Raw genomic sequence first — 22,585 nt, 5'->3', positions numbered from 1 at the left:
TGTCACATGATGTCAAGTTTACTTGTCATATGAGAGGCTGAAGAGCATGCGTGAACGATTTCTCGAGATCGCCCTGGCCAATCCAGTGGTCGCAACGATCGTGGATCGGGCGCCGAAGCTGGGATTGTCGGAGTGGTACCTGACGGCGGGTGGGCTCTTCCAAACCGTCTGGAATCACATCGACGGCCGTGACCTCGGCGCCGGAATCAAGGACTACGACCTCTTCTATTTCGACGCCGGCGATCTGAGCTACGACGCGGAGGACCGTGTGATTCGTTCGGCGGCAGAACTGTTCGCCGATGTGGATGCCGATGTCGAAGTACGCAACGAAGCCCGCGTGCACCTGTGGTACGAGCAGCATTTCGGGATTCCCGGCGTTCCGTTCACCAGTTGCCGCGACGCTATCGACCACTTCGCTTCCACAACTTGCTGTTTCGGGATCACCAAGTCTGCGGGCGGCACTGTGGACGTGTATGCCCCGCATGGATACGACGATCTTTTCGACATGATCGTCCGTCCCAACCCGGTGCTGGCACCGAGAGAGGTTTACGAGGCCAAGGCGGCACGGTGGCGCAAGGAATGGCCTGCGCTGACCGTGGAGCCTTGGCCGGAGACCCTGACCTAGACTTCGATCGGCGGATGCAGCCTGTCCATGGTCCATTGCCGATTTCGGCGTGCAGCAAGTGAACTGGCCCCGAGTGAGGCGACGAGAAGGCCGCCGAGGACGGCGATCGAGACCCACAGTCTCGAGTCGATACCGCCGACGGTGAGTTGTCGTAGCCCGTTCACCGCGTAGGTCATCGGGTCGAAGGGGTGGATGATCTGGAACGGTTTCGCGGTGGTTTCGACGGGATAGATGCCGCCGGCCGAAACCAGTTGCAGCATCAGGAACGCCAGGGTGATGACGCGTCCGACGGATACTCCGAAGATGGCGTTGAATGCCTGGATCAACGCCATATACGTGGCAGTGATGAGCATCAGGAATCCGACGGTGCCGAGGGCGTGTGTGGGGTGCAGGCCGACGGCGAAGTGCACGACCAGGTACATCACGATCACCTGGCAGATGCCGATGAGCAATGCCGGCCAGTACGAGGCGAGGACCACTCGCAGCGCGCCGAGTCCGTTTGCGATGGGCCGGTTCTGTAGCGGCTTGAGCAGCATCCAGGTGATGATGCCGCCCACGAACAGCGCGAGGGGCAGGAAGAACGGAGCAAAACCGGTACCGAAGGTGCTTGCCCGGTTCTCGTAGGTCTCCTGTAGTTCGACCGGGCTGGAGAGGGTTTGAGCGGTTGCGGTTCGCTGCTGATCGGTCCAACTGGGAACCTGACCGGCGCCCTCGGTGAGTTTGGTCGCGAGTTCGGCAGACCCGGCACGGAGTTGCTCGGTGCCGTCGGCGAGTTTGGCTGCACCATCGGAGAGTTGGACGCTGCCGTCGGTGAGTTGAACCAGTCCACTGCTGAGGGTTTGAGCGCCGTCGTTGACTTGCTGACCGCCGTCACGCAGCTGCACCAGGCCGTTGCGGAGTTCACCGCCGCCGTTGGCCGCGGCATTCAGCCCGGCTCGGAAGGTGCTCGACGGATCGTCGAGTTGGTAAGCGAGTTGTTGTGCACCGCTCTTGAGTTCGCCTAGTTGGCCCATGGTCGCTTCACCGAAACCCTGAGTGCGCAGCATGTCCTGGGCAGGCGCGAGGGCATTGGCGATCTGTTGGCTGACAGGATCCGGGTTCAGCCGAAGGCTGGCCACCGCCTGCCCGACCAGCTGTGCGACGTCTGCTTGTGTGTTCCCGAGGACGCTCAGTTGGTCGACGACCTGGGTGACGCCACCACTGAGTTGGCTTGCGCCGTCGCCCAGTTGGACGGCTCCGAGATCGAGTTGCCCCAAACCGTCGGTCAGTGCGAGGACACCGTCCGTGGCGGTATTGATACCGGTCGAGAGTTGCGCTGTACCGCCGGCAAGAGTGGCTGCGCCGTCACGTGCGGTAACCATGTTGTCGGCAAGAGTTTTCGAACCCGACGCCAATTCGCCGGCTCCGGCGTTGGCAGTGTTCACTCCGGCCGAGAGCTGGAGTGCTCCGTCGGCGGCCTGCTTCAAACCTGCACCCGCGTCGGTCAATCCGACCAGGACCGTCTCGACGGACTGCGCGCCGATCTTGTCGCTGACTTGACTGAGGACCTGCTGGGCGGCGTTTTGGCCGATGATGGTGCCGAGGTAGTTGTTGACGTCGTTGAAGGTGAACTGCAACTGAGCTTTGTGAGGGTCCTTGGTCGTCGGGGAGGCAACGGCCTCGCTGAAATTCTCGGGCAGAGTGAGAGAGAAGTAGTACGTGCCGTCCGAGACTCCCTGTTCGGCTTCCTGCTGTGAGACCAGGTGGAGATCGAGCTCACCGGAATCGAGAAGTGCTTGGCTTACTTCGTCGCCCGCCTTGAGCTCTTGACCCTGCACCATTGCACCGCGGTCGGTGTTGACCAGTGCGACGGGGACCTTGTTGACCTCACCGAACGGATTCCAGAAGGCCCACAGGTACATTGCGCCGTACAGCAGTGGCATCAAGATGATGGTGACGAGTGCGATCCTGGGCATCGCGCCGCGGGAGAACCGCTTGAGTTCGGTTCCGAGAGACATTCCAGCGAGCATCGCGGTTACCTCGCCCCTTCTTGGTCGGGATTGGTGACTTCTTGGAGCAGGGCGACGGCATCGATGGGTGATCCGTCGGGCAGCGGGTTGACGGTCGACGCGATGATGGTCTGGTAGCTCCCCATCTCGACGAGTCGCTCGACGAGGTACGCGCGTTCGGAGTCGCGCCGCACCTGTTCGAGATCGTCGACGACGAGCAGGGCCGGCTTCTTCGTGTTCGCGACGGCGATACGCAGCAGGGTCGCCTCGAGTTCCCCGAGATCGCTGACGTACCGGCCGAGCGCAGGTAACGGATGATCGCCGAAGACGGGAGCGCACACCGCTTCGAGTTCGCGGTCTCCGGCACGTCCGATGAGCTTGTACCAGGGCGCATCCCAGCGAATTTGTTCGGTGATCAGATCTCGGACGGTGACGGACTCGGCAAGCTCGTCGATGTCCTCGAACCCGGCGACCCCGGCGATCTCGAAGATCTCTCGGGGACGCGTTCGACCGAAGACGGACAGTGATCCGGAACTGGCTTTCATTCGTCCGCTGAGTGTCAGAAGTAAGGACGTACGTCCTGAACCGGCGGAGCCTTCGAGGATGGTCACACCGCCCGCACGAATCTCGAGATTGACGGGTCCGAACACCGGCCCCCATGGGCCGTCGAGCGCCAAGTCCGTGGCGGTCAATGCCAGTTCAGGGGCGTAATCGAGTTGTGCGTGCTCTGGTGCGACCACGATGATCACCTGTCTGTTGATCTACTCGGCCTTCGAAAGAACCGAGTGCTGGTTCAGTGGACGTTCGTGCTCACCCAATCACATCGGTAGCGGGTGAGCGGTCCCACGAATGGGATGTGTCGGACACGATCGGTAACTTGAAGACCGAACGGTATGTATTCTGTTGGAAACGGACAGGGGGTGTCGAAGTGCCGGTTCGTAGACGCGGTATGTGCGCGGTACTGGTCATGGCCACCCTGTCGGTTGTCTCCTGTGCCGGTGAGCGCGAGTCGCCCCCGTTCGTGTCGAGCGAGAGGCTTTTCGAGTTCACCGGGCGCAATGTCGGACCCGTGACCGTTCCGCCCTTGCCTTCCGATCGGCACGAGTCCGAAGCAGCGCCATACGGAGCCATCACCCTGTCCGGTGGGTGGAGCGGCGCAGCCAATGTCTCGCTGCCCGGATCCGTCACGTGTTTCGAGCACAACTGGGCGGATTCGCTGCCCGCCGGTCACCGCCAGTGGGCCTACGAGGTGCACACCAGTTCCTTCTACGAGTACGACGGCGGCGGCGAATATCCGGGGCGTGATTTCCAGTTGCAGGTCTACGTGAACGAAAACCCGGAACCAGGTCAGTCCGGGGCGACGATGATGTTCTCGGATCAGAGCGGACAGTTCGTGTCCTTCGGCGGCGGTGTCGACAATTCCATCGAAATAGTCAGTTCTCCGGACCGCAGGCGCGTGGCGCTTTCCCTGGTAGGAACGGCGGCACGGCCGGGCGAGCAACCGACGACGTCCGTACTGTCCGCCCAGATCAGTTGCCCGACCGTCGAGCGCAGATGACCACAGATTGCATTGACTGTCGAGCATGAAAATGCCGGTCCCGAAACATTCTCGGGACCGGCACTTTTCATGAATCAGGAACGAATCAGAATGCTGCTTCGTCGATCTCCATGATGTCGTTCTCGGTGTTCGCGATGATCTCGCGTGAAGCGGTGAGCTCGGGCAGGACGTTCTTGGTGAAGAAGGACGCGATGGCGACCTTGCCCTCGTAGAAGCCCTTGTCCTTGTCGGAAGCGCCGTTGTCGAGTGCCGCGAGAGCGATCTCGGACTGGCGGAGGAGCTGCCAGCCGATGAGCAGGTCGCCGACGGACATCAGGAAGCGGACGGAACCGAGGCCGACCTTGTAGAGCTCGGTGGGCTGCTCCTGAGCTCCCATGAGGAAGCCGGTGAGCGTGGCAGCCATGGCCTGGACGTCTTCGAGTGCGGTGGCGAGCAGTGCGCGCTCCGCCTTCAGGCGACCGTTGCCGGCTTCGCTGTCGATGAAGGTCTTGATCTGTCCGGCAACGTGAGCGAGCGCGACGCCGCGGTCACGAGCGATCTTGCGGAAGAAGAAGTCCTGAGCCTGGATGGCCGTGGTGCCTTCGTACAGCGAGTCGATCTTGGAGTCGCGGATGTACTGCTCGATCGGGTAGTCCTGCAGGAAGCCGGAGCCACCGAGGGTCTGCAGGCTGTCCGTCAGGTACTGGTACGCACGCTCGGAGCCGACGCCCTTGACGATCGGGAGCAGCAGGTCGTTGACGCGGAACGCGGTGTCCTTGTCTGCGCCCGAGACGAGCTGGGCGACAACCTCGTCCTGGTGTGCTGCGGTGTAGAGGTACACCGCGCGCAGGCCTTCGGCGTATGCCTTCTGCATTGCCAGGCTGCGACGCACGTCGGGGTGGTGCGTGATGGTCACGCGCGGTGCTGCCTTGTTGGTCATCTGGGTCAGGTCAGCGCCCTGAACACGCTGCTTGGCGTAATCGAGAGCGTTGAGGTAACCGGTGGAGAGGGTGGCGATTGCCTTGGTGCCGACCATCATTCGAGCGTGCTCGATGACGTCGAACATCTGGGCGATGCCGTTGTGGACCTCGCCGACCAGCCAGCCCTGTGCGGGGATGCCGTGGCCGCCGAAGGTGACCTCACACGTGGCGGAGACCTTCAGGCCCATCTTGTGCTCGACGTTGGTGACGAAGACGCCGTTACGCTCGCCGAACTCTTCGGTCTCGAAGTTGAAGTGCGTCTTCGGGACGAAGAACAGGCTCAGGCCCTTGGTGCCGGGTCCGGCGCCTTCGGGGCGAGCGAGAACGAGGTGGAAGATGTTCTCGAACAGGTCGTCCGAGTCGGCCGAGGTGATGAAGCGCTTGACGCCCTCGATGTGCCAGGAGCCGTCGTCCTGCTTGATCGCCTTGGTGCGTCCGGCACCGACGTCGGAGCCGGCGTCGGGCTCGGTGAGGACCATCGTGGCGCCCCATCCGCGTTCGACGATGGTGGCTGCCCACTTCTTCTGCTCTTCGGTGCCGTTGTTGAACAGCACGTCCGCGAAAGCGGGTCCGGCCTGGTACATGTGCGCTGCAGGCTGTGCGCCCAGGATCAGCTCACCGATGGCCCACACGACGGAGCGGGGAACCGGCACGCCGCCGACCTCTTCGCTCAGTCCCATGCGGTACCACTCGGCATCCCACAGAGCCTTGAACGACTTCTTGAAGGATTCCGGAAGTGCAACGGTGTGCGTCTCGGGATCGAAGACAGGGGGGTTGCGGTCCGCGTCGGCGAAAGATTCGCCAAGCGGTCCCTCGGCCAGGCGTGCGACCTCTGCCAGCATGTTGCGGACAGTGTCGGCATCCAGGTCGCCCCAAGCGCCTTCGCTCAGTGGCTTCTCCAGTCCGAGAACCTCGAAGAGGTTGAACTCCAGGTCCCGAACGTTGCTCTTGTAATGGCCCATGTCTTCTGCTTCTCCCAGTGAGGTGGTGCGGTCCAGCACTCCTAGTACCGCCCGAAGTTTATTACTCGTCGGTAACTTAATACATGTTACTAGCCGTTCTTTGCATTGCCAACACCGGATTTGCGTCCGATGACAAGCGCGTCGACCGCGATTCCCGTTTCGGTGTGTCTGTGCGGATTTCCGGCGATCTCGAACTCGAGCCTTCCTTGGAATTCCTGCATCAATTCTTCTGGTGTGTAAAGGATTTCGGGATCTTTCGGTCCGCCGACGCCGTAGTCGATGTTGCTTCGGTCGTGCCCCAAAATCATGAGGATTCCGTCAGGTTTCAGAGAATTTATGGCACGGTTCACAACCAGGGTGCGTTGTGGTGCGGGCAGATGAAGGTAAAGAAGCAGGGCCAAGTCGTATCCCTGCCCGTTCCTGGAGGCGTAATCCGCGACGGTGACGTCGCCGCATCGGTAGTCGAGCCGGTCGAGAACCGATCGGGGTGAGCGGGCCGCGATCGTGCGGGCTTTCTCGATCGCGACGGCCGAGTAGTCGATGCCGGTGACCTCCCAACCGCGGGTCGCGAGCCACAATGCGTTACGGCCCTCGCCGCACGCCAGGTCCAGTGCCTGGCCGTGGGGGAGGGCCGTCGCGTATTCCACCAGCAGTTCGTTGGGAGGAGCGCCCCAGACGAGCTCGGTTTCTTCGTACTTCTTGTCCCAGGCCGCCGCATCCATAGATGACGACGGTAGTGCCACTCAGTGGTTACGCACTCCGTCCATCGGGTTCTTGCGTAGGGCGGCGCGCGTCGGGACCGCGATTGAGACAAATCCCAGAACAGCGGTCACGGCGACGATGGAACCGTAGATCGCCGGTGAAATCGCCGGGATCGGCTGCCCGGACACCGCTACGGCGATGCCCATCAGAGGCGGCAGGGCGATCAGTGATCCGACCACGACGGCGATTCCCACCACCATCAACGACTCGATGCGCATCATCGCTCGGACCTGCCTCGTCCGCGAGCCCACCAGTTGAAGGAGCGCGAACTCGCGGGAACGCTCGGCAGTGGCGGCGACCAGGGTGTTCACGACGGCGACTGCGAGATAGCCGAGCAGGACGAGGACGGCGAGGATGCTGACCCACGACTGCATACGACGCTGATCTTCGCCCGCGGCCCCGAACTGGTCCTGGTTCATCGCGGCGATCGAGGGGAACGAGCGCAACGACTGCTGGACTTCGGCCGACCGTCCGGGTTCGGCAGCAACCAGAACGGTGTCGATCAGAGCGTCGGTGGAGTGCTGACGCAAAGTCTCGATCGGCATGGTCACGTCCCCGAATCCGAGGCCGCGACCATATTTTGCGACGACCATCGGATGCACGAGTGTGCCGTCCCCTAGATAGAGGTCGACGCGCTGACCTACCTTGGCTCCGAGTGTGAAGGCGCCGTCTTCGCTCACGGCAACGGTATCGCCGGTCAGAGCGCTCAGGTCGCCCTCGGTCACCGCGAGATCGAGGGTCGCGTCGGCGCTGGCGGCGTCGATGCCCTGGGCAGCGATCGCGCTGTCGGCTGAGCCGCCTTCCTCACCGCTGGGTACCGGCAGGACTTGACTGCGGACCACCGGGTTTGCCGCACTCACTCCGGGCACCGATGCGATCGAATCGAGGAGCGAGGGAGCGATACCGGCCGGCGCGCCGACGATCAGGTCGGCGGTGACGCCCTTGATCGACTGGTTGGTCGCCTCGGCGGCGACGGTGCTCTGGCTGAAGAACTGCACCGAGCCCAGTGCGATTGCGAGAGCCAACGGAACAACCGCCGACGAGAGCCGTCTCGAATTGGATTCGGCGTTGGCGGCAGCGAGAACTTTGGACGCCGACCCACTACGGCGCAGTGGACCGCCGATCACCTTGATGATGCCGCGCACCAACAAGGGGCCGAGCAGCGCGACCGAGAAGATCAACAGCAGTGCGCTCGAACCGGCTCCAGCGGCTGCCACGCTGCCGGGCAGGAAAGCGGGGAGCACGCACGCGCTGAGGCCGGCGGCGCCGAAGATCAGCCCGGTGACGATGCGTCCGCGGCTCAGTTTCGCCGGGCCGCTTTCGGATTCGCGAAGCGCTTCGACGGGGTCGAGCTTCGCCGGTCGTCGTGCCGCGATCGCCGCTGCCGCGCGGGCAGTGAGTACGCAGATCAGGAATGCCGCGATCGCCGGAAGCGGGCTGTACGCCAACGCGAAATCGGTGGGCATGACCCCGGCGTCGGCAAACTGTGCACCCAGGAATCGGGCGAGCAGGTATCCGGGCACCGCGCCGAGAGCCGCCGCAGCCGCCGCGACGAGCAGCACTTCACGTCCGATCATGACGTGGACTTGTCGCGTGGTGGCCCCGATTGCCCGCAACAGAGCGAACTCTCGGCGTCTGGCGTTGATCGAGAGCGACAGCGTGCTGGAAACGACGAACATACTGACCATCAACGCGAGACCGGCAAACGACGCGCAGAGCACGATCAACTGGGTCCGCGCAGCACCGGCGTCGAGGAATTCGATGCCTCCGCGCGCAGTGCCGGTCGAGACCTCCGCGCCGGTTCCGGCGAGTGCATCGCGGGCGAGAGCGGCAGCATCCACGCCTTCGGGAGCGATCAATCCGACTGCGGTGACAGCGTTCTGGTGCGGCCACAACCGTTCGGCCTCTGCGTCGTCGAGGAAGACGAGTGCCGGACGGTCGGGTGACGGCACCGAAGCCGAATCAGCTGTGCCGACGACGGTGTACTCGTCGGCTATCGCGCCGTGAGCCAGCGTGATTTGCTCGCCGAGAGCGGCGCCCGTGGTCGAGACCACCTCGTCTCGGCTCTGCGAAGCGCGCCCATCGGTGAGCGAGTACGGCGCCAGTTGTGCTGTGTTCCAAGGATGTGCGTCGAGTACGACGCCCTCGGCGGTGCTGACGGGGACGGAGATGTCGGGAATCACCGTGACATCGAGGGCATCGAGCTTGCGGACGGTATCGCCGTCGAGGAGAACTCGCTCGGCAAAAGGCTGATCGGCGTCTTCCTTGACCTCGAGCGCCTGTGGTGCACTCACGACGGCGTCGGCACCGGCGTAGAGATGTGGTGAGACGCCGCCTCGCACTCCCGATTCCAGCAGCACACCCAGACCGCAGGTGAGGAGCGCTGCGCAGAATACGGAGACGAACACGGCGACGAAACCGGAGCGATGCGCTTTCAGGTGCGCAAAGGTGTGCGCTTTCATCATCACCAGTCCCCGAGGTGTGTCATGCGCTCGGCGATCTGCTGCGGCGTCGGGCGGTCGATGTGCCCGACAAGTTTTCCGTCGGCGAGGAACAGCACACGATCGGCGTACGACGCGGCCACCGGGTCGTGCGTGACCATGACGATGGTCTGATCGAACTCGGCGGCTGTCCGGCGCAACAACTCCAGAACCTGCTTGGCGCTGCGGGAGTCGAGGGCGCCGGTCGGCTCGTCGGCAAAGAGTGCGTCGGGGTGAGTGACGAGGGCGCGCGCGATGGCGACGCGTTGCTGCTGACCGCCGGACAGTTCGGAGGGTTTGCGCTTGCGGTGCGATCCGAGTCCGACGGATTCGAGGACGAAGGTCAGGTACTGCTTGTCGGCTCGTCGTCCGGCGAGGAGTAGGGGGAGCGTGACGTTCTGCTCGACGTCGAGAGCGCCGAGCAGGTTGTAGGCCTGGAAGACGAAACCGATGTGATCGCGACGGAAGATGCTGCGGGCCTTCGGCTTCAGCTGTGAGATCTCGGTGTCGCCCAGCCACACCGATCCGCTGCTCGGTCGATCGAGCCCTGCGGCGCAGTGCAGGAAAGTGCTCTTGCCCGATCCGGACGGGCCCATCACGGCGGTGAAGGTGCTGCGCGGCAAGGTGAGGCTGATGTTGTCGAGGGCGGTCACGGCGCCGCGGCCGTTGCCGTAGATCTTGCTGACGCCTTCGAGTCGCACGGCGGATGTTCGGGCGGCCGTGGCACCAGGGGCCGGCGGGGCGAGGACCGAGTGTCGATTCTTCATGGGATGAACGCTATGGAGATTCGGCATTCGTCGACATCCAGCAGGGTCCCGAATCAATGGTGTAGCCAGCTGTAGTGGATCGCGGCATCAGGTGCGGCATGCTGGGGCAGTGAAGAAGAGAACCAGGGCTGCGGTGTACGTGCTCGTCGAGGGTGCGGCAGCCGTGGTCTCCCTGTTCTTGCTGATGGTCGGTCTCATTCTGCTGTCGCTCTCGATTCTGATCGTCGGCTGGTTGCTGTTGCCGTCGTACGTGCGGGTCCTCCGGTGGTGGGCGGGTCTGGCCCGCAAGAGAACGGCTGCGTACACCGGACGCCCTGTTCTGCAGCGATACCCACCGATGCCAAGCAATCCGACCTTCGGGGATTGGCGCCGGTTCCTCACCGATCAGTCGACGAGGCGCGACGCGGCCTGGCTGTCGATTCATGGTCTGGGGGCTTTCGTCGCGGCGATGCTGACCATTGCTCTGCCACTCGGTGCACTCAATTCGATTGCCGTCCCGCTGTACTGGCAGCAGATGCCCGCCGGTGAACCCGTCAACAATCCGTACCCCGTGACGTCGTGGTTGGGCGCTGCCGGAATGCCGTTGATCGGCATCCTGTACCTCCTGATCGCGTGGTGGTTGATCCCCGCGATGGCGAAGTGGATCAGCTGGTCGACCACGACTTTGCTTGCGCCGGACACGCGTTCGGACCTCTCGAAGCGCGTCACCGCCCTGACGGCCAGCCGCGCTGCGGCGCTCGACGCACATTCGGCCGAACTCAAGCGCATCGAGCGGGATCTGCACGACGGCGCGCAGAACCGTCTGGTCGCGGTGGTGATGATGTTGGGGATGGCCGAGCGGTCGTTGCAGAACAATCCGGACCAGGCTCTGCCACAACTGCATCGGGCCCAGGATGCGGCCACCGAGGCGTTGAGCGAACTCCGGACGTTGGTGCACGACATCTACCCGCCGATCCTCGACGAGTTGGGTCTGGAGGGCGCGATCTCCGCGCTCGCCGGGCGCTCCGCCGTGCCCTGCGTACTCGAGATCGACGAACTCCGCCGAGCCCCGGCTGCCGTCGAGGCTGCTGCGTACTTCGTCGTCGCCGAGGCCTTGACCAACGTCGCAAAACACAGCGGAGCGCGCAGTGTCACCGTCACGGCACGGACGGAGGCGTCGGACGACTCGTTGGGTGAGACGATGCTCATCGACGTGATCGACGATGGTCAGGGCGGCGCGAACGAACGCCCGGGCGGCGGCGTGGCGGGTATCCGACGCCGGGTCGAGGCTTTCGAAGGAACCGCAGTATTGGAGAGCCCGGAGGGTGGACCGACAACGATGAGGGTGGAACTACCGTGCGGATTCTGATTGCCGAGGACGACGCTCTCCTGCGAGAGGGGCTGGCACTGCTGCTCCGCGGAGAGGGCTTCGAGGTGTCTGCCGTCTCCGACGCCGCACAGTTCCTCACGGTGTTCGAGGAGACCGCCCCCGACGCCGCGGTGCTCGACGTCCGGATGCCTCCTACTTTCACCAACGAGGGGCTTCGAGCGGCGATCGAGGTGCGCAAGCTTCGCCCGGGCTTTCCCGTCCTGGTCCTTTCCGCGTACGTCGAGGATCGCTACGCCGGTGAATTGTTGGCAGGAGGCGCCGGCGGGGTCGGGTACCTGCTCAAGGAACGGGTCGGCAAGGTAGCCGAGTTCGTCGACGCATTGAACCGGGTCGTCGACGGCGGAACCGTGATGGATCCCGAGGTCGTATCCCAACTGATGAGCCGTCGACGCGCCGACGATCCGATCAGATCACTGACCCCACGCGAGTCCGAGGTTCTCGGACTGATGGCGGAGGGGCTGGGAAATCAGGAAATCGCCAGGAAACTGGTCGTCAGCGACACTGCTGTGAGCAAGCACATAGGAAATATCTTCGCAAAACTCGGCCTGTCGGCTTCCGAAAGCGGGCATCGTCGTGTTTTGGCAGTTCTAGCTCATTTACGCGCCTGATCGTGGATCTGGACTACATACCTGACCGAAGCGTAATGTGAGCCAGCCTCATGTTGTTGCCGTGATCGAACGGTGACCTGAGAGGCAGGGGCTTATGTCCTGTACGTAACGTGTGATGTCGAATGCGCGTCATCACCAGAAACCAACGAGGAGATCGATCAATGGGTAAGCCGATTGCCAGTGTGGCCGGAGGTCGGCAGTCCGTCCTTCTCGGGCTCGGCGTTCACCGCCCGGAGCGAGTCGTGACCAACGACGAGATCTGCGAGCTGATCGATTCCACCGACGAGTGGATCCAGACGCGATCGGGTATCAAGTCGCGCCGGTTCTCCGGCGAAGGTGAAGGCATCCTCGCGATGTCGATCAGCGCGGCCCGTAAAGCACTGGACGTCAGCGGCATTGCTCCCGAGCAGATCGGCGCCGTGATCATCGCGACGTCGACGTGGGACCTGCAGACTCCTCAGGCTGCGTCCATCGTCGCCCACGAGCTCGGCATCAAGGGTCCGGCTGCATTCGACGTCGCGGCAGGCTGCGCCGGTTTCTGTACCGCCCTTGCCGTGGCCAGCGACCTCGTTCGCGGCGGCACGGTTGATCACGTACTCGTCGTCGGCGTCGAGTTGATGAGCGAGGCCACCGAGCCCACCGATCGCAGCGTTCGCTTCATCTTCGGTGACGGCGCAGGCGCAGTTGTCGTCGGCCCGAGCGATACCGTCGGAATCGGCCCGGTCGAGTGGGGTTCGGACGGCAGCCAGTCCGACGCCATCGTTCAGGAGCCGAGCTGGCTCGACTACACCAAGAACCCGACCGGACCTCGGCCGTGGATCAAGATGGCCGGTACCGCGGTGTTCCGCTGGGCTGCCTTCGAGATGGGCAAGGTCGCCACTCGCACCCTGGAGAAGTCGGGGCTGGGTATCGAGGACATCGACGCTTTTGTGCCGCACCAGGCAAACCAGCGCATCAACGAGGTCATCGCTCGCAGCATGAAGCTGCCCGAGGGCTTCCCCGTCTCCAACGACATCGCCGAGACGGGCAACACGTCCGCGGCCTCGATCCCGCTCGCCATGGAGCAGATGCTGCGCGACGGCCAGTGCAAGCCGGGCGACAAGGCATTGCTTCTCGCCTTCGGTGCGGGTCTGTCCTTCGCCGGCCAGGTTGTCGTCATGCCGCCGTTGGCTGGAGCGGAATCAGCCTGATCTTCTCTCGTGACGAGCGCCTCGAACCCCACGGTTCGGGGCGCTCTTCCGTTTCCGTCCAGATCGTCGTACCTCTGCGATGTGGCACTCTGGCGAGATGGTCGAGAGTATGGGGGAGTCCGAACGTACGGGTGTGACGGGCGGCAGCTTGGCGAAGATGGGCGGGCAAGTGGCGCTCGCCAGCACGGTCAGTCGGATCACCGGCTTCGTCCGCACCCTTGCCCTTGCCGCGGTCCTCGGCATCGCCCTGGTCAGTGATGCGTACAACGCGGCCAACAGCTTCCCGAACATGGTCTATCAGCTCCTCCTCGGCGGAATTCTCGCCAGCGTTCTGCTTCCGTATCTGACACGGCAGCGAAGTCGTGGGCGGACGCTCGAACGAGAGCAGACGCAGCGCGTTCTCACCGTCGGAGCGCTTGCTCTTGCGCTCGTGACGGTAGTGGCGGTGGTGTGCGCGCCGCCTCTGGTCTCGGCTGTGATCGATGATCCGGCTCAACGAGAGTTGACGACGCTCTTCGCGTACTTGCTTCTGCCGGAGATCTTCTTCTACGGCGTCACGGCGATGATGACGGCAGTACTCAGTGTTCGATCAGTGTTCGGCGCGCCCGCCTGGGCGCCGGTGATCAACAACGTCGTCCTTCTGGTGACGGTCGCGGTCTTCCTGTGCATCCCGGGGCCGGTTACTCTGACTCCCGAGTCGATGACCACCGCGCAGGTTCTGGTGATCGGTATCGGCACTCTGCTCGGGATCGTGGCGCAAACCGCCGTCGTTGCTCGAGCGCTGCACCGCAACGGGTTTCGGTGGCGCCTTCGCGTGCGGGTCGTACCGCACACCTGGCGCCCGGTGCGCGTCGGGGCGCCGTTGCTCGGTTGGGTACTTGTGTACGTCGTTGCCGGTCAGATCGGTGTGTGGGTGACGATGAAGGTCACTCTCTCCCGTCACGTCTACTCGATGTACACGCACGCGGATCTGCTGTTTCAAGTGGCGTACGGCATTCTCGGTGTGTCGTTGTTGACGGTGCTGATGCCGCGGATCGCCAGGTCGGTTGCTGCGGGTGACGACGTCGGCGTCGTATCCGATCTCGGCCGGGGAGCCCGGTATTCAGTGGTGGCGCTGATTCCGGTCACTGCGGCGCTCATGGTGTTCGGCCCCTCGTTGACCACCTTGATCTTCTTCGGTCGGGTCGACGGCAGCAGTGCCCGGTTGATCGGGACGGCCGTTGCGGTCAGTGCATTCGGGCTGGTGCCATTTGCGATGGTCATGCTTCAGCTTCGAGTGTTCTACGCCGACAACAACACCCGAACTCCCGCGGTGATCGCCATGGTGATGGTGATAGCCAAAACAGCGCTCGTTCTACTTGCGTCTCTGTCCGCGAGTGACGAAACGCTGGTCCTGGCCGTCTGTGCGGCGGGCTCGTTCTCCTACGTGTGCGGAGCGGCGCTCGGCCACATCCTGCTTCGAAAGCGATACGGGCTGTTGGGATTCCGTCGCGTGCAGGCTACCGTCGGAAGGATTTCGGCGGCGGCAATTCTGGCAGGTGGTTGTGCGCTCGCTTTGGTGGTGGCGGTTCAGAACCGAGTTCCCGAGCCCAGGCTTGCTGCTGTTATTTCATTGTCGGCGGGTGCGGCCGTCGGAGCAGTCGTCCTGTTGGGCGCATGCAAGGTCGTCGGTGTTCCCGAGATTCGCCGGGCTCGGGCCCTACTGTTGTCCTGAGGACAAGAGCGGTACCAGCAGTTCGTCCGGAGTGAGGGCGCCGTGCTGTCCACGGAGGCCGGACAGTCCCGATTCGACAGATCGACGTACGACGGCCACGTCCCCGGACGCAATGGCGATGACATCACCGATCCGGCCGTGATACTCGGAATGCACTGCAGGCCCGAACAATCCTGCGACTATGCCCTCGGATCTCGTCCCGATCCACATGCGGTCACCCAGTTCGGCGCGCCAGCGGTCCGCAACATCTTGTGCAGCGCCTTCTCGGGTGTGGATGTGACGACATCTAGGTTCACCGGCAAGAGCGAGTACATCTTTGGACAGAATCGGAGTGTTGTCGAAGTCGATCTTGTTCTCGTCCAACACGTCGACCATTCCGTGGTCTGCCGTCACCAGCAATCTCACGTCCGGACCGAGAGCGGCGGCGAGTTGCTCGACCAGTCGATCGACAAGCATCAGTTGGAAAATCCACGGCTCGGACTCGGGGCCGTAGACGTGGCCGAGTGCATCGATCTCGCTGATGTAGCAGTACGTGAACGTACGGTCGGCAGATTTCGACGCGGCCACGGTGCGAGCGAGGAGGTCTCCGTATGCCTGGATTCCGGCGAATTGGGCGCCGCGCATTCCCGCCCGGGTGAGGCCGCTGCCGTCGAATTTGGACGGAACGACGGTAGTGACGGTGATGCCGGCGGCCGCGGCACGATCGAAGGTCGTGGCCTGCGGCTGCAGGGTCTCCGGGACGATGGAGTCGGTCTGAGATTCCTTCTTGCCCGCGCTGTGCCAACCCAGCCAGTTGAACACCGAATCGGCTTCTTCGACGTAAGACTGGTAACCGGTGATTCCGTGCGCCCCCGAGGGCAGCCCGGTCCCCAACGAGACGATGCTGGTGGCCGTCGTCGTGGGGAATCCTGCCCGTATGGGCGTTCCGATCAGTGAGTTCAGGAATGGTGCGTGTTCGGCGTTGCGGGCGAGCAAGTTCGCGCCCATCCCGTCTACCAGCAGAATTACAGTCTTCTGGCTGGGCTGTAGATCGAGACGGTTCGCTTCGCCGCTCACTCCGAGAGAAGCGAGTACCGACGGCGCAAGCGTCGACAGAGTCGGCTGCGAGTACACATCGAGGAGAGGGGCAGGGGCGGGCATCCCATGAGATTAGGCGTTGGACGCAGAAAACTGCATACCTTCTGGGCGAGTGTTCAAATCCGTGCGGTCAAATCGGGACTTTCCAGATGATCAGCGCGCAGAGACCGCGGGCCGGTGCGGCCTCTGCGCGGAGATTCACTCCATGATCGTGGAGATCTGGAACTTGGCACCGAGTGGATCGGCCACCGATGCGAGACGGCCGAAGGGCGTGTCCTCGGGATCGCGCAAGACGCTGCCGCCGAATTCGACGACCTTGGCGACGGCCGCGTCGGTGTCGTCCGCCCCGAAGTACACCTGCCAGAACGACGGCACCTCTGCCGGGAGGAACGAGCTGGCATCCATCAAACCGGCGACGACGGTGTCGCCCTGCTTGGCCTGTGAGTACCGGAACTCGTCGCTGTCGCCGATGGACTCGTAAGTCCAGCCGAACACGTCGGTGTAGAACGGCAGGACCGCGGCGTAGTTCTTGGACAAAGTCTCGTGCCACACCGGGGCTCCGGCCTCGCCGACCAGACCGAAGCCGTGGTGCTGATCTGCCTGCCAGATACCGACGACTGCACCGGCAGGATCGCCCACGATCGCCATGCTGCCCTGGGGACCGACCTGCATCGACGGCATCATGATCATTCCGCCCGCGGCTTCGGCCTTGGACGCCGACGTTGCCGCATCAGTCGAGGAGATGTAGGTGGTCCAGACGTTGCCGTACGGGTTTCCCTCCTGCTGAGGTCCGAGCCCGGCGATGGGCTGCCCGTCTTTGCTGAAGATCGCGTAGCCGCCGTACTGCGGGTCGTCATTTGTGTCAGTCTGCCAACCGAACACGTTGGTGTAGAAGGATTTGGCGACCTCGGTATCGGAGCTGGTGAGGTCGATCCAACAGGGTGTTCCGTCGAGCGCTGTGCGTGCGGGCATCTGAAACTCTCCTTTACCGAAACGGATACACAAGTACGGGTCGCGCAAATGCTTGGCCGAGGAAGGCGCGAATCTCACGCTACGCGCGTACCCCGACACATTCCCAGGGCTCGAGAGCTTTGGAGTATTTGACCGTTCGCGCTTACCGGTGGGCCGGACCTGCCGACGTAGTCGATCGCCGAATCGTCCTTGATACGCCGAAGTTGATGGGGCACTTGCTCGATCGACAAGGCCGTTCAACGGGTGTGGTGCCGGTACGTGTCAGCTCGTGATCAGCCCCGTGCGATCGAGCCACGCGAGCGCATGACGTGAAAACTCGTCCGGAATCTCCAACTGAGGGGTGTGGCCGGTATCGCCGAGAATGATGGTGGTCCAGTGTGGATGTGCGGCGGCGGCTGCTCGGGCAGCCTCGACCGGGACAAGACGATCGCGATCGCCGTGTATCAGGAGCGTCTGAGTCGCGATCTCTCGCAGGGTCTTTCGATAAGAGGCCGGACGGGCGAGGGTCATCAACAGTGACCGTGCTGCCTGCAGGAACTCGGCATCCTGAGTGGGTTCGCCGCGACGAATCGCCGTCAAGGCAGCGCCCGCGTCGAGGACGGCGGGGTCTGCTCGCGTCGGATCGGCAAAACACAATCTGGTCATCTGAGCGGCCAACTGCCGGTCGGACATCTTCCGGCGTCCGAAGCCGAGAACCTGCTCACCGACGTACGGCATCGAGTAGAGCGCAAATTGGGCAGCTACGGTCAGGTCGGGAAGTTGGACGGGCAGGGGGAGTGCCGGATCCACCAGGACCAGGCCGGCAACTGATTCGGGACTGGCATGGGTCGACATTGCCGAGACCATTCCGCCCATGGAATTGCCGAACAGGACGGCGGGTTCACCGACCACTGTGTCGAGAAATCGATTCAGGAGTGCTGCGTTGGCGTCGACGCCGGTGTGCCGCCCACGGGCGGAGGTGAGTCCGAATCCGGCGAGGTCCAGTGCGTACACACGCGTGCGCGCCGCCAGCGTCGGTGCCACCCGCACCCAGTTCAGGTGCGAGCCGCCCAGTCCGTGAACGAGCACGATGGGCGGCGCTCCGCTGGGACCGCCGAAGTCGATCCAGTGAACATCACCGCCGAGATCGGTGATGTTGCTTGTCCCGCCCCACGGGTGTGTGAGGGTGCTTCCGTCGGCGAGTTCGGCCGAAACAGCGGATTCCATACCTGACAGGATGCACCGAGTCGCGGTTCCAGTCACGCGATCGTCCCGGCTCGGGATCCGAAACTGTGTCCTCGATCACGGACTATCAGGAAGCTCGGGAAACGGGCAAAACGGAATTTGACTGGTGTCAAGCACTTTTCGCGGTTGTCATCGCTTTCCGACGGCCGTGGCGCGCGTCCGGCGGAGGTCGGTTCGGGCATACTGAAAACCATGTGGTGGATGGTCGGGCTCATTGTTCTGGCCGCGCTGGTTTTGGCATCCGTTCTGGTCGGTTTCGTTTTCCGCCGCCCGATCGCCGAAGCCAAGTCGGCGGTGCTTGCCTTCGACGACGCCAGCTCTCAGCCCCAGCGCGACTGACCACCGTCGAGCGGAATTGTTGCTCCAGTCAGATACGCGGCATCCGGGCCGACCAGGAAAGCCACCGCGGTGCCGATGTCCGTTTCGCAGTCCCCGATCCTCCGTAGCGGAATCCCGGCAACAAAAGCGGCAGCCTCTTCCGGACGCGCATCTGCCCAACGCTGTAGCCCGGGCGAGGATGCGTGAGGAGCAACCGCGTTGACTCGGATCCCGTCGACGCCCCATTCGCACGCTGCTGCGCGACTGAGGGCTCGGACGGATTCCTTCACGGCCGCGTATCCGCCGTAGCCGGCGGCGTCCCAACGGACGGCCACGGAACTGACCATGTTGATGATCGCCCCGCCGCCGCGCTCCTTCATGAACGGGTAGCAGGCTTGCATGGTTCGCAGCGTCGCGACGGGACCGGAAGTCAATCCGTCGGCAAGGCGCTCCGGAGTGAGGTCGAGGACGTTGCCGAGCGGGTTGAGGCTGGCGTTGTTGATCAGGATGTCGACGCCGCCGAACAGTTCCACGGTTCGCGCCACGGCAGCGGTGATGGAACCCGCGTCGGCGATATCCACGAGCACCGGTTCGGCACGGCCGCCGCGTTCGGTGATCTCGTTACATGTGACTACGAGTTTCGACTCAGTGCGGCCCGCCACCGCGACGGAAGCACCTTCCTTGGCAAGCGCAAACGCAACACCCTGGCCGACGCCTTGCCCTGCGCCAGTGATCAGGGCCACTTTTCCATCCAACTTGCCCACTGCTGTTCTCCTGCTCGTCATTCAACGGTTCCCGAAGCGTTGTCCGAATCGCGCATTGTTACTCGTGGGTTCCCGCTGGATGAGATGTGAGTTACGTCCCACTCAACGGCACCGCTTCAAATTTCGGCTGTCTTACGTATATTGTGAGCGCCGTTACATACCGGGCGCGCGGACCGCGTACACATTCCATGATGAGGAGATAGACATGGCATTCACCACTGGTAGCACCGCAGAAGATCTCAAGACCATCACCGACGCTGGCAAGATCATCGGCGGCATCGGCGGAATCCTCGGCGGCATCGCCGCTGCAGCAGCTTTCGTCGGCCTCCTCGGTGGCGGCACGCTTTCCTGATTCGCTCCGGCAGTCAGTGATTCTCCGGCCCGTGGCCTGAAGGCATTGCCTTCGTGGACGCGGGCCGGAGGTTTATCTACACCTGAATACCTGTTGCTTGCAGGCACATTCATTTTTGTGATAAGTCGATTGTCGCCGGAACATCCACACCTTCTTCGTGGACTTGGGGTCCGAAGTTCGGCAGCGGAGTGAAGTCGAGTGCCGCCTCCGAACCGCGGTAATGGCGGAAGTAGAAGAGGGATCGGTCGGGCCGCACCAGGCTGTCCGGTTCGCTTGTCTTCCATCCCCAGTGGACGTCCGCTCGCAGAATCTTCGACAGCCTCACGATGTTCTTGCAGCCGTGGCTCTGTAGCCCAAGGCAATTCAATTCCTCGACGTCTCGCAGTTGCCCGTCGCGCGTCCACCTGGATTCGTAGACCAGGGCGTCGAGAACAACACGGTGTGAATCCGCCTGAGTAACTCCGGCAAGTAGAACCTCCCAGTCCAATCCTGGTGCGTGTTCGAGGTATTCGTCGGCGTCGATGAATGCTGCCCACGCGACGGTGTCGCGGTACCGGCTCACGTAATCGACGTAGGCCTCTACCTGTCCGTGCACGATCCGACCGTCCGCGTCGCGCGGTTGCCAGTCGACGATCGTCACCGGAAGGTCGTGCAGTTCTTTGCGGAATGCGACCTGAACTTCACTGTCCGACATCGATCGGGTGAAGGCGCCGTAAGAGTTGCCTCTCTTGTCCTCGCTGCGGCCGTGCCAACGGTTGAGGCTGAATGCGCTTGTCTTGCGGGTGGACCCGACGGAACCGGTGTTGTCGTAGAGAACAACCTCCCAGCCCTGCTCGATGTGGTGCAGGCACCAGTCTCTGATGAAGGGGAGATGTTCGCGGGGGAGCAGGACCGCAACCACGGCGCGGCGTCCGGTGTCAGAGCTGTTCGGGTGGTTCTTCGGATCCGTGATCACCCGACACACGATAGTGCTCTGCGTGGAAGCGGGTTACTCGATATTGATCGCAGAAATTTCAGTCGTCAAACGTTGACACATCTATCAATTTGTCTCATAGTCGAGTCATGACAACATCTGTGTCACATTCGCCACGGTTTGTTCCTTCCACCGGGGAGTCCTGGCGTTCGCCCTGGGCCATGTACGACGCATTGCGAGAGAACGACCCGGTGCACAACGTGGTGCCGGAAGCCTCGCCGCAGGACGACTACTGGGTGCTCACCCGTCACGAAGACGTCTACAACGCCGCTCGTGATTACGAGACGTACTCGTCGGCAAAGGGATTGACCACCGTCTATGGTGAGCTCGAGCAGATCGGGATGCAGGACAATCCGCCGTTCGTGATGCAGGATCCGCCCGTGCAGTCGGAGTTCCGGCGCATGGTGTCGAAGGGATTCACTCCGCGTCAGGTCTCGGCGGTCGAGCCGATGGTCCGCGAATTCGTCGTCGAACGTATCGAGGCGCTGAAAGCGCGTGGCAGTGGCGATATCGTCGTCGAGCTCTTCAAGCCGTTGCCGTCGATGGTTGTCGCACACTATCTGGGTGTGCCGGAATCGGACCGTGACCAGTTCGACGGCTGGACCGAGGCCATTGTCGCTGCCAATTCGGCAGGTGGCGTGGCCGCGGCAGCGACGACGGCGCAGGCCGCCACCGGTGAGTTGATGATGTACTTCGCTTCGCTGATCGAACGCCGCAAGGTCGAACCGGGTGACGACACGATTTCGCACCTACTCGCCGCTGGACTCGGTGAAGACGGCGACATGTCCGGCCTGCTGTCGATTCTGGGCTTCGCCTTCACCATGGTGGCCGGTGGAAACGACACCACGACAGGAATGCTGGGTGGTTCGGTGGCGATGCTGACCGAACGCCTCGACCAGCGTCAGATCCTGCTGGACGATCCCGCATTGATCACCGACGCGGTCGACGAGTTGCTTCGACTCACCTCGCCGGTCCAAGGACTGGCACGCACCACGACTCGGGATGTGGCCTTGGGCGGCAAAGTGATTCCGGCAGGACGTAAGGTTTTGTTGATGTACGGTGCGGCCAATCGTGATCCCGAAAAGTACGGACCCGACGCGGCGGAGTTGGACGTCTTGCGTCGACCGCAGAAGATTCTCACCTTCAGTCATGGCGCCCACCACTGTCTGGGGGCGTCGGCAGCTCGGATGCAGGCTCGAGTTGCGTTGGAAGAGTTGCTCTCCCGGATTCCAGATTTCCATATCGACATCGAAGCGATGCAATACGCGCCGGGCAACTACGTGCGCCGTCCACTCACAGCGCCGATGTCGGTGGCCCGGCCGTGAGCAACGACTGGCTCGGCGAGGGGCGCGCCTTGGCGGCAGCCGAGAAGATCCTCGACAGTGCGGCACAACTGTTCGTCGAGAAAGGTGTCAACGCCGTCGGTATGGCGGAGATAGCCTCTGCTGCAGGATGTTCCCGGGCCACCCTGTATCGGTACTTCGAGAATCGGCAGGCCCTTCACATTGCATTCGTTCACCGCGAAGCGCGCAGGCTGGGAACTGCGATCGCGGAATCGGTAGCGACCATCGATGATCCGAGCGAGCGTCTCGAAACGGCGATGCTCACCGCAGTCTCCGCGGTGCGCAGCACTCCGACGTTGGCTGCATGGTTCACTCCGGGTGATGCGAGTCTTGCAGGTGAACTTGCCAATTCATCCGACGTCATCAACGGACTGGGCGTCGCGATGCTCGGTGAAATCGGAGCAGGCACAGCGTCACGAGCACGCTGGATCGTGCGAGTGATCCTCTCACTGCTCATGGTGCCGGGGGCGGACGAGAACGACGAGCGGACGTTGGTGCGTGAGTTCGTTGCTGCGCTGTTGAACGCTGGACGAACCACGTGATCATCCCTTCCGGGTGATGCGCGAGGACTACGTGGCGA

At 63.1% G+C, this 22,585-nt stretch carries 21 protein-coding genes; 10 read left to right on the top strand and 11 right to left on the bottom strand.

Annotated elements, in window-relative coordinates; genetic code table 11:
* Nucleotides 1–46 precede the first annotated feature (46 nt).
* A complete protein-coding gene (locus H351_RS26445; protein ID WP_029254596.1) occupies nt 47–625 on the top strand; it encodes a nucleotidyltransferase family protein in 579 nt (192 codons plus the stop codon).
* Here H351_RS26445 and H351_RS26440 read toward each other — a convergent pair.
* Both H351_RS26440 and H351_RS26435 read right to left on the bottom strand, forming a co-directional pair.
* Entirely contained in the window at nt 622–2,634 is a 2,013-nt protein-coding gene (locus H351_RS26440) for a YhgE/Pip domain-containing protein (protein ID WP_029254597.1), read from the bottom strand. The genes H351_RS26445 and H351_RS26440 overlap by 4 nt on opposite strands.
* A gap of 5 nt (nt 2,635–2,639) precedes the next feature.
* Nucleotides 2,640–3,362 carry an ATP-binding cassette domain-containing protein gene (locus tag H351_RS26435; RefSeq protein WP_019747147.1) on the bottom strand — a complete coding sequence of 241 codons (723 nt, stop codon included), beginning with the start codon at nt 3,360–3,362 and terminating at the stop codon, nt 2,640–2,642.
* A 179-nt stretch (nt 3,363–3,541) separates the two neighbouring features.
* Here H351_RS26435 and H351_RS26430 point away from each other — a divergent pair, with 179 nt between their 5' ends.
* Complete coding sequence (locus H351_RS26430; protein ID WP_244891399.1) at nt 3,542–4,171, top strand: hypothetical protein; 630 nt, start codon at nt 3,542–3,544, stop codon at nt 4,169–4,171.
* 85 nt (nt 4,172–4,256) lie between these two features.
* On the opposite strand, the gene H351_RS26425 is transcribed toward H351_RS26430, so the two are convergent.
* The 4 genes from H351_RS26425 to H351_RS26410 all read right to left on the bottom strand — a co-directional run bounded on the left by H351_RS26425 (nt 4,257) and on the right by H351_RS26410 (nt 10,101).
* Nucleotides 4,257–6,092 (bottom strand): acyl-CoA dehydrogenase, encoded by a 1,836-nt coding sequence (locus H351_RS26425; RefSeq protein ID WP_020906438.1) that lies wholly within the window; start codon nt 6,090–6,092, stop codon nt 4,257–4,259.
* A gap of 89 nt (nt 6,093–6,181) precedes the next feature.
* Complete coding sequence (locus H351_RS26420) at nt 6,182–6,814, bottom strand: class I SAM-dependent methyltransferase (protein WP_019747150.1); 633 nt, start codon at nt 6,812–6,814, stop codon at nt 6,182–6,184.
* A gap of 21 nt (nt 6,815–6,835) precedes the next feature.
* Complete coding sequence (locus H351_RS26415) at nt 6,836–9,319, bottom strand: FtsX-like permease family protein (RefSeq protein WP_029254598.1); 2,484 nt, start codon at nt 9,317–9,319, stop codon at nt 6,836–6,838.
* On the bottom strand, nt 9,319–10,101 hold the full coding sequence (locus tag H351_RS26410; protein ID WP_019747152.1) for an ABC transporter ATP-binding protein: 783 nt from the start codon (nt 10,099–10,101) through the stop codon (nt 9,319–9,321). The genes H351_RS26415 and H351_RS26410 overlap by 1 nt, the downstream gene beginning before the upstream one ends.
* A 109-nt stretch (nt 10,102–10,210) precedes the next feature.
* Between H351_RS26410 and H351_RS26405 the strand changes: the two genes are divergently transcribed.
* The 4 genes from H351_RS26405 (at nt 10,211) to murJ (ending at nt 14,982) form a co-directional block, all read left to right on the top strand.
* A complete protein-coding gene (locus tag H351_RS26405) occupies nt 10,211–11,449 on the top strand; it encodes a sensor histidine kinase (protein WP_021343074.1) in 1,239 nt (412 codons plus the stop codon).
* Complete coding sequence (locus H351_RS26400) at nt 11,437–12,078, top strand: response regulator transcription factor (RefSeq protein ID WP_003945784.1); 642 nt, start codon at nt 11,437–11,439, stop codon at nt 12,076–12,078. The genes H351_RS26405 and H351_RS26400 overlap by 13 nt, the downstream gene beginning before the upstream one ends.
* A 161-nt stretch (nt 12,079–12,239) precedes the next feature.
* Nucleotides 12,240–13,268: a beta-ketoacyl-ACP synthase III gene (locus H351_RS26395; protein ID WP_003945837.1), complete on the top strand. Its 1,029-nt coding sequence runs from the start codon at nt 12,240–12,242 to the stop codon at nt 13,266–13,268.
* A 97-nt stretch (nt 13,269–13,365) separates the two neighbouring features.
* A complete protein-coding gene (gene murJ, locus H351_RS26390) occupies nt 13,366–14,982 on the top strand; it encodes a murein biosynthesis integral membrane protein MurJ (RefSeq protein WP_244891398.1) in 1,617 nt (538 codons plus the stop codon).
* On the opposite strand, the gene H351_RS26385 is transcribed toward murJ, so the two are convergent.
* The 3 genes from H351_RS26385 to H351_RS26375 form a co-directional block, all read right to left on the bottom strand.
* The gene (locus tag H351_RS26385; RefSeq protein WP_021333167.1) at nt 14,968–16,122 is read right to left on the bottom strand and encodes an alkaline phosphatase family protein; all 1,155 of its coding nucleotides are present in this window, start codon (nt 16,120–16,122) and stop codon (nt 14,968–14,970) included. The genes murJ and H351_RS26385 overlap by 15 nt on opposite strands.
* 135 nt (nt 16,123–16,257) lie before the next feature.
* Nucleotides 16,258–17,031 (bottom strand): VOC family protein, encoded by a 774-nt coding sequence (locus H351_RS26380; protein WP_019747156.1) that lies wholly within the window; start codon nt 17,029–17,031, stop codon nt 16,258–16,260.
* A gap of 261 nt (nt 17,032–17,292) precedes the next feature.
* Nucleotides 17,293–18,237, bottom strand: a complete 945-nt coding sequence (locus H351_RS26375; RefSeq protein WP_029254600.1) for an alpha/beta fold hydrolase — start codon at nt 18,235–18,237, stop codon at nt 17,293–17,295.
* Nucleotides 18,238–18,381: 144 nt separating this feature from the next.
* On the opposite strand from H351_RS26375, the gene H351_RS26370 reads away from it, so the two are divergent.
* Entirely contained in the window at nt 18,382–18,594 is a 213-nt protein-coding gene (locus tag H351_RS26370; protein ID WP_223257931.1) for a hypothetical protein, read from the top strand.
* Here the strand turns inward: H351_RS26370 and H351_RS26365 are convergent.
* Nucleotides 18,576–19,337: an SDR family NAD(P)-dependent oxidoreductase gene (locus H351_RS26365; protein ID WP_020723638.1), complete on the bottom strand. Its 762-nt coding sequence runs from the start codon at nt 19,335–19,337 to the stop codon at nt 18,576–18,578. The two genes, H351_RS26370 and H351_RS26365, sit on opposite strands and share 19 nt — an antisense overlap.
* Nucleotides 19,338–19,542: 205 nt before the next feature.
* Between H351_RS26365 and H351_RS32135 the strand changes: the two genes are divergently transcribed.
* Nucleotides 19,543–19,689, top strand: coding sequence for a hypothetical protein (locus H351_RS32135; RefSeq protein ID WP_158304198.1), 147 nt, complete (start codon nt 19,543–19,545; stop codon nt 19,687–19,689).
* Nucleotides 19,690–19,798: 109 nt separating this feature from the next.
* Here H351_RS32135 and H351_RS26360 read toward each other — a convergent pair whose 3' ends face one another.
* Entirely contained in the window at nt 19,799–20,644 is an 846-nt protein-coding gene (locus H351_RS26360; RefSeq protein ID WP_029254602.1) for a glycosyltransferase family 92 protein, read from the bottom strand.
* Nucleotides 20,645–20,751: 107 nt separating this feature from the next.
* Between H351_RS26360 and H351_RS26355 the strand changes: the two genes are divergently transcribed.
* Nucleotides 20,752–21,987, top strand: a complete 1,236-nt coding sequence (locus H351_RS26355; protein WP_020906447.1) for a cytochrome P450 — start codon at nt 20,752–20,754, stop codon at nt 21,985–21,987.
* Nucleotides 21,984–22,547, top strand: coding sequence for a TetR/AcrR family transcriptional regulator (locus H351_RS26350; RefSeq protein WP_019747163.1), 564 nt, complete (start codon nt 21,984–21,986; stop codon nt 22,545–22,547). The genes H351_RS26355 and H351_RS26350 overlap by 4 nt, the downstream gene beginning before the upstream one ends.
* Nucleotides 22,548–22,585 lie beyond the last annotated feature (38 nt).

The organism is Rhodococcus erythropolis R138, assembly GCF_000696675.2.
Classification (GTDB): Bacteria; Actinomycetota; Actinomycetes; order Mycobacteriales; family Mycobacteriaceae; genus Rhodococcus_F; species Rhodococcus_F erythropolis.
Note: the sequence above shows the minus strand (reverse complement) of the source record. Positions and strands in the feature narration are given on the sequence as shown.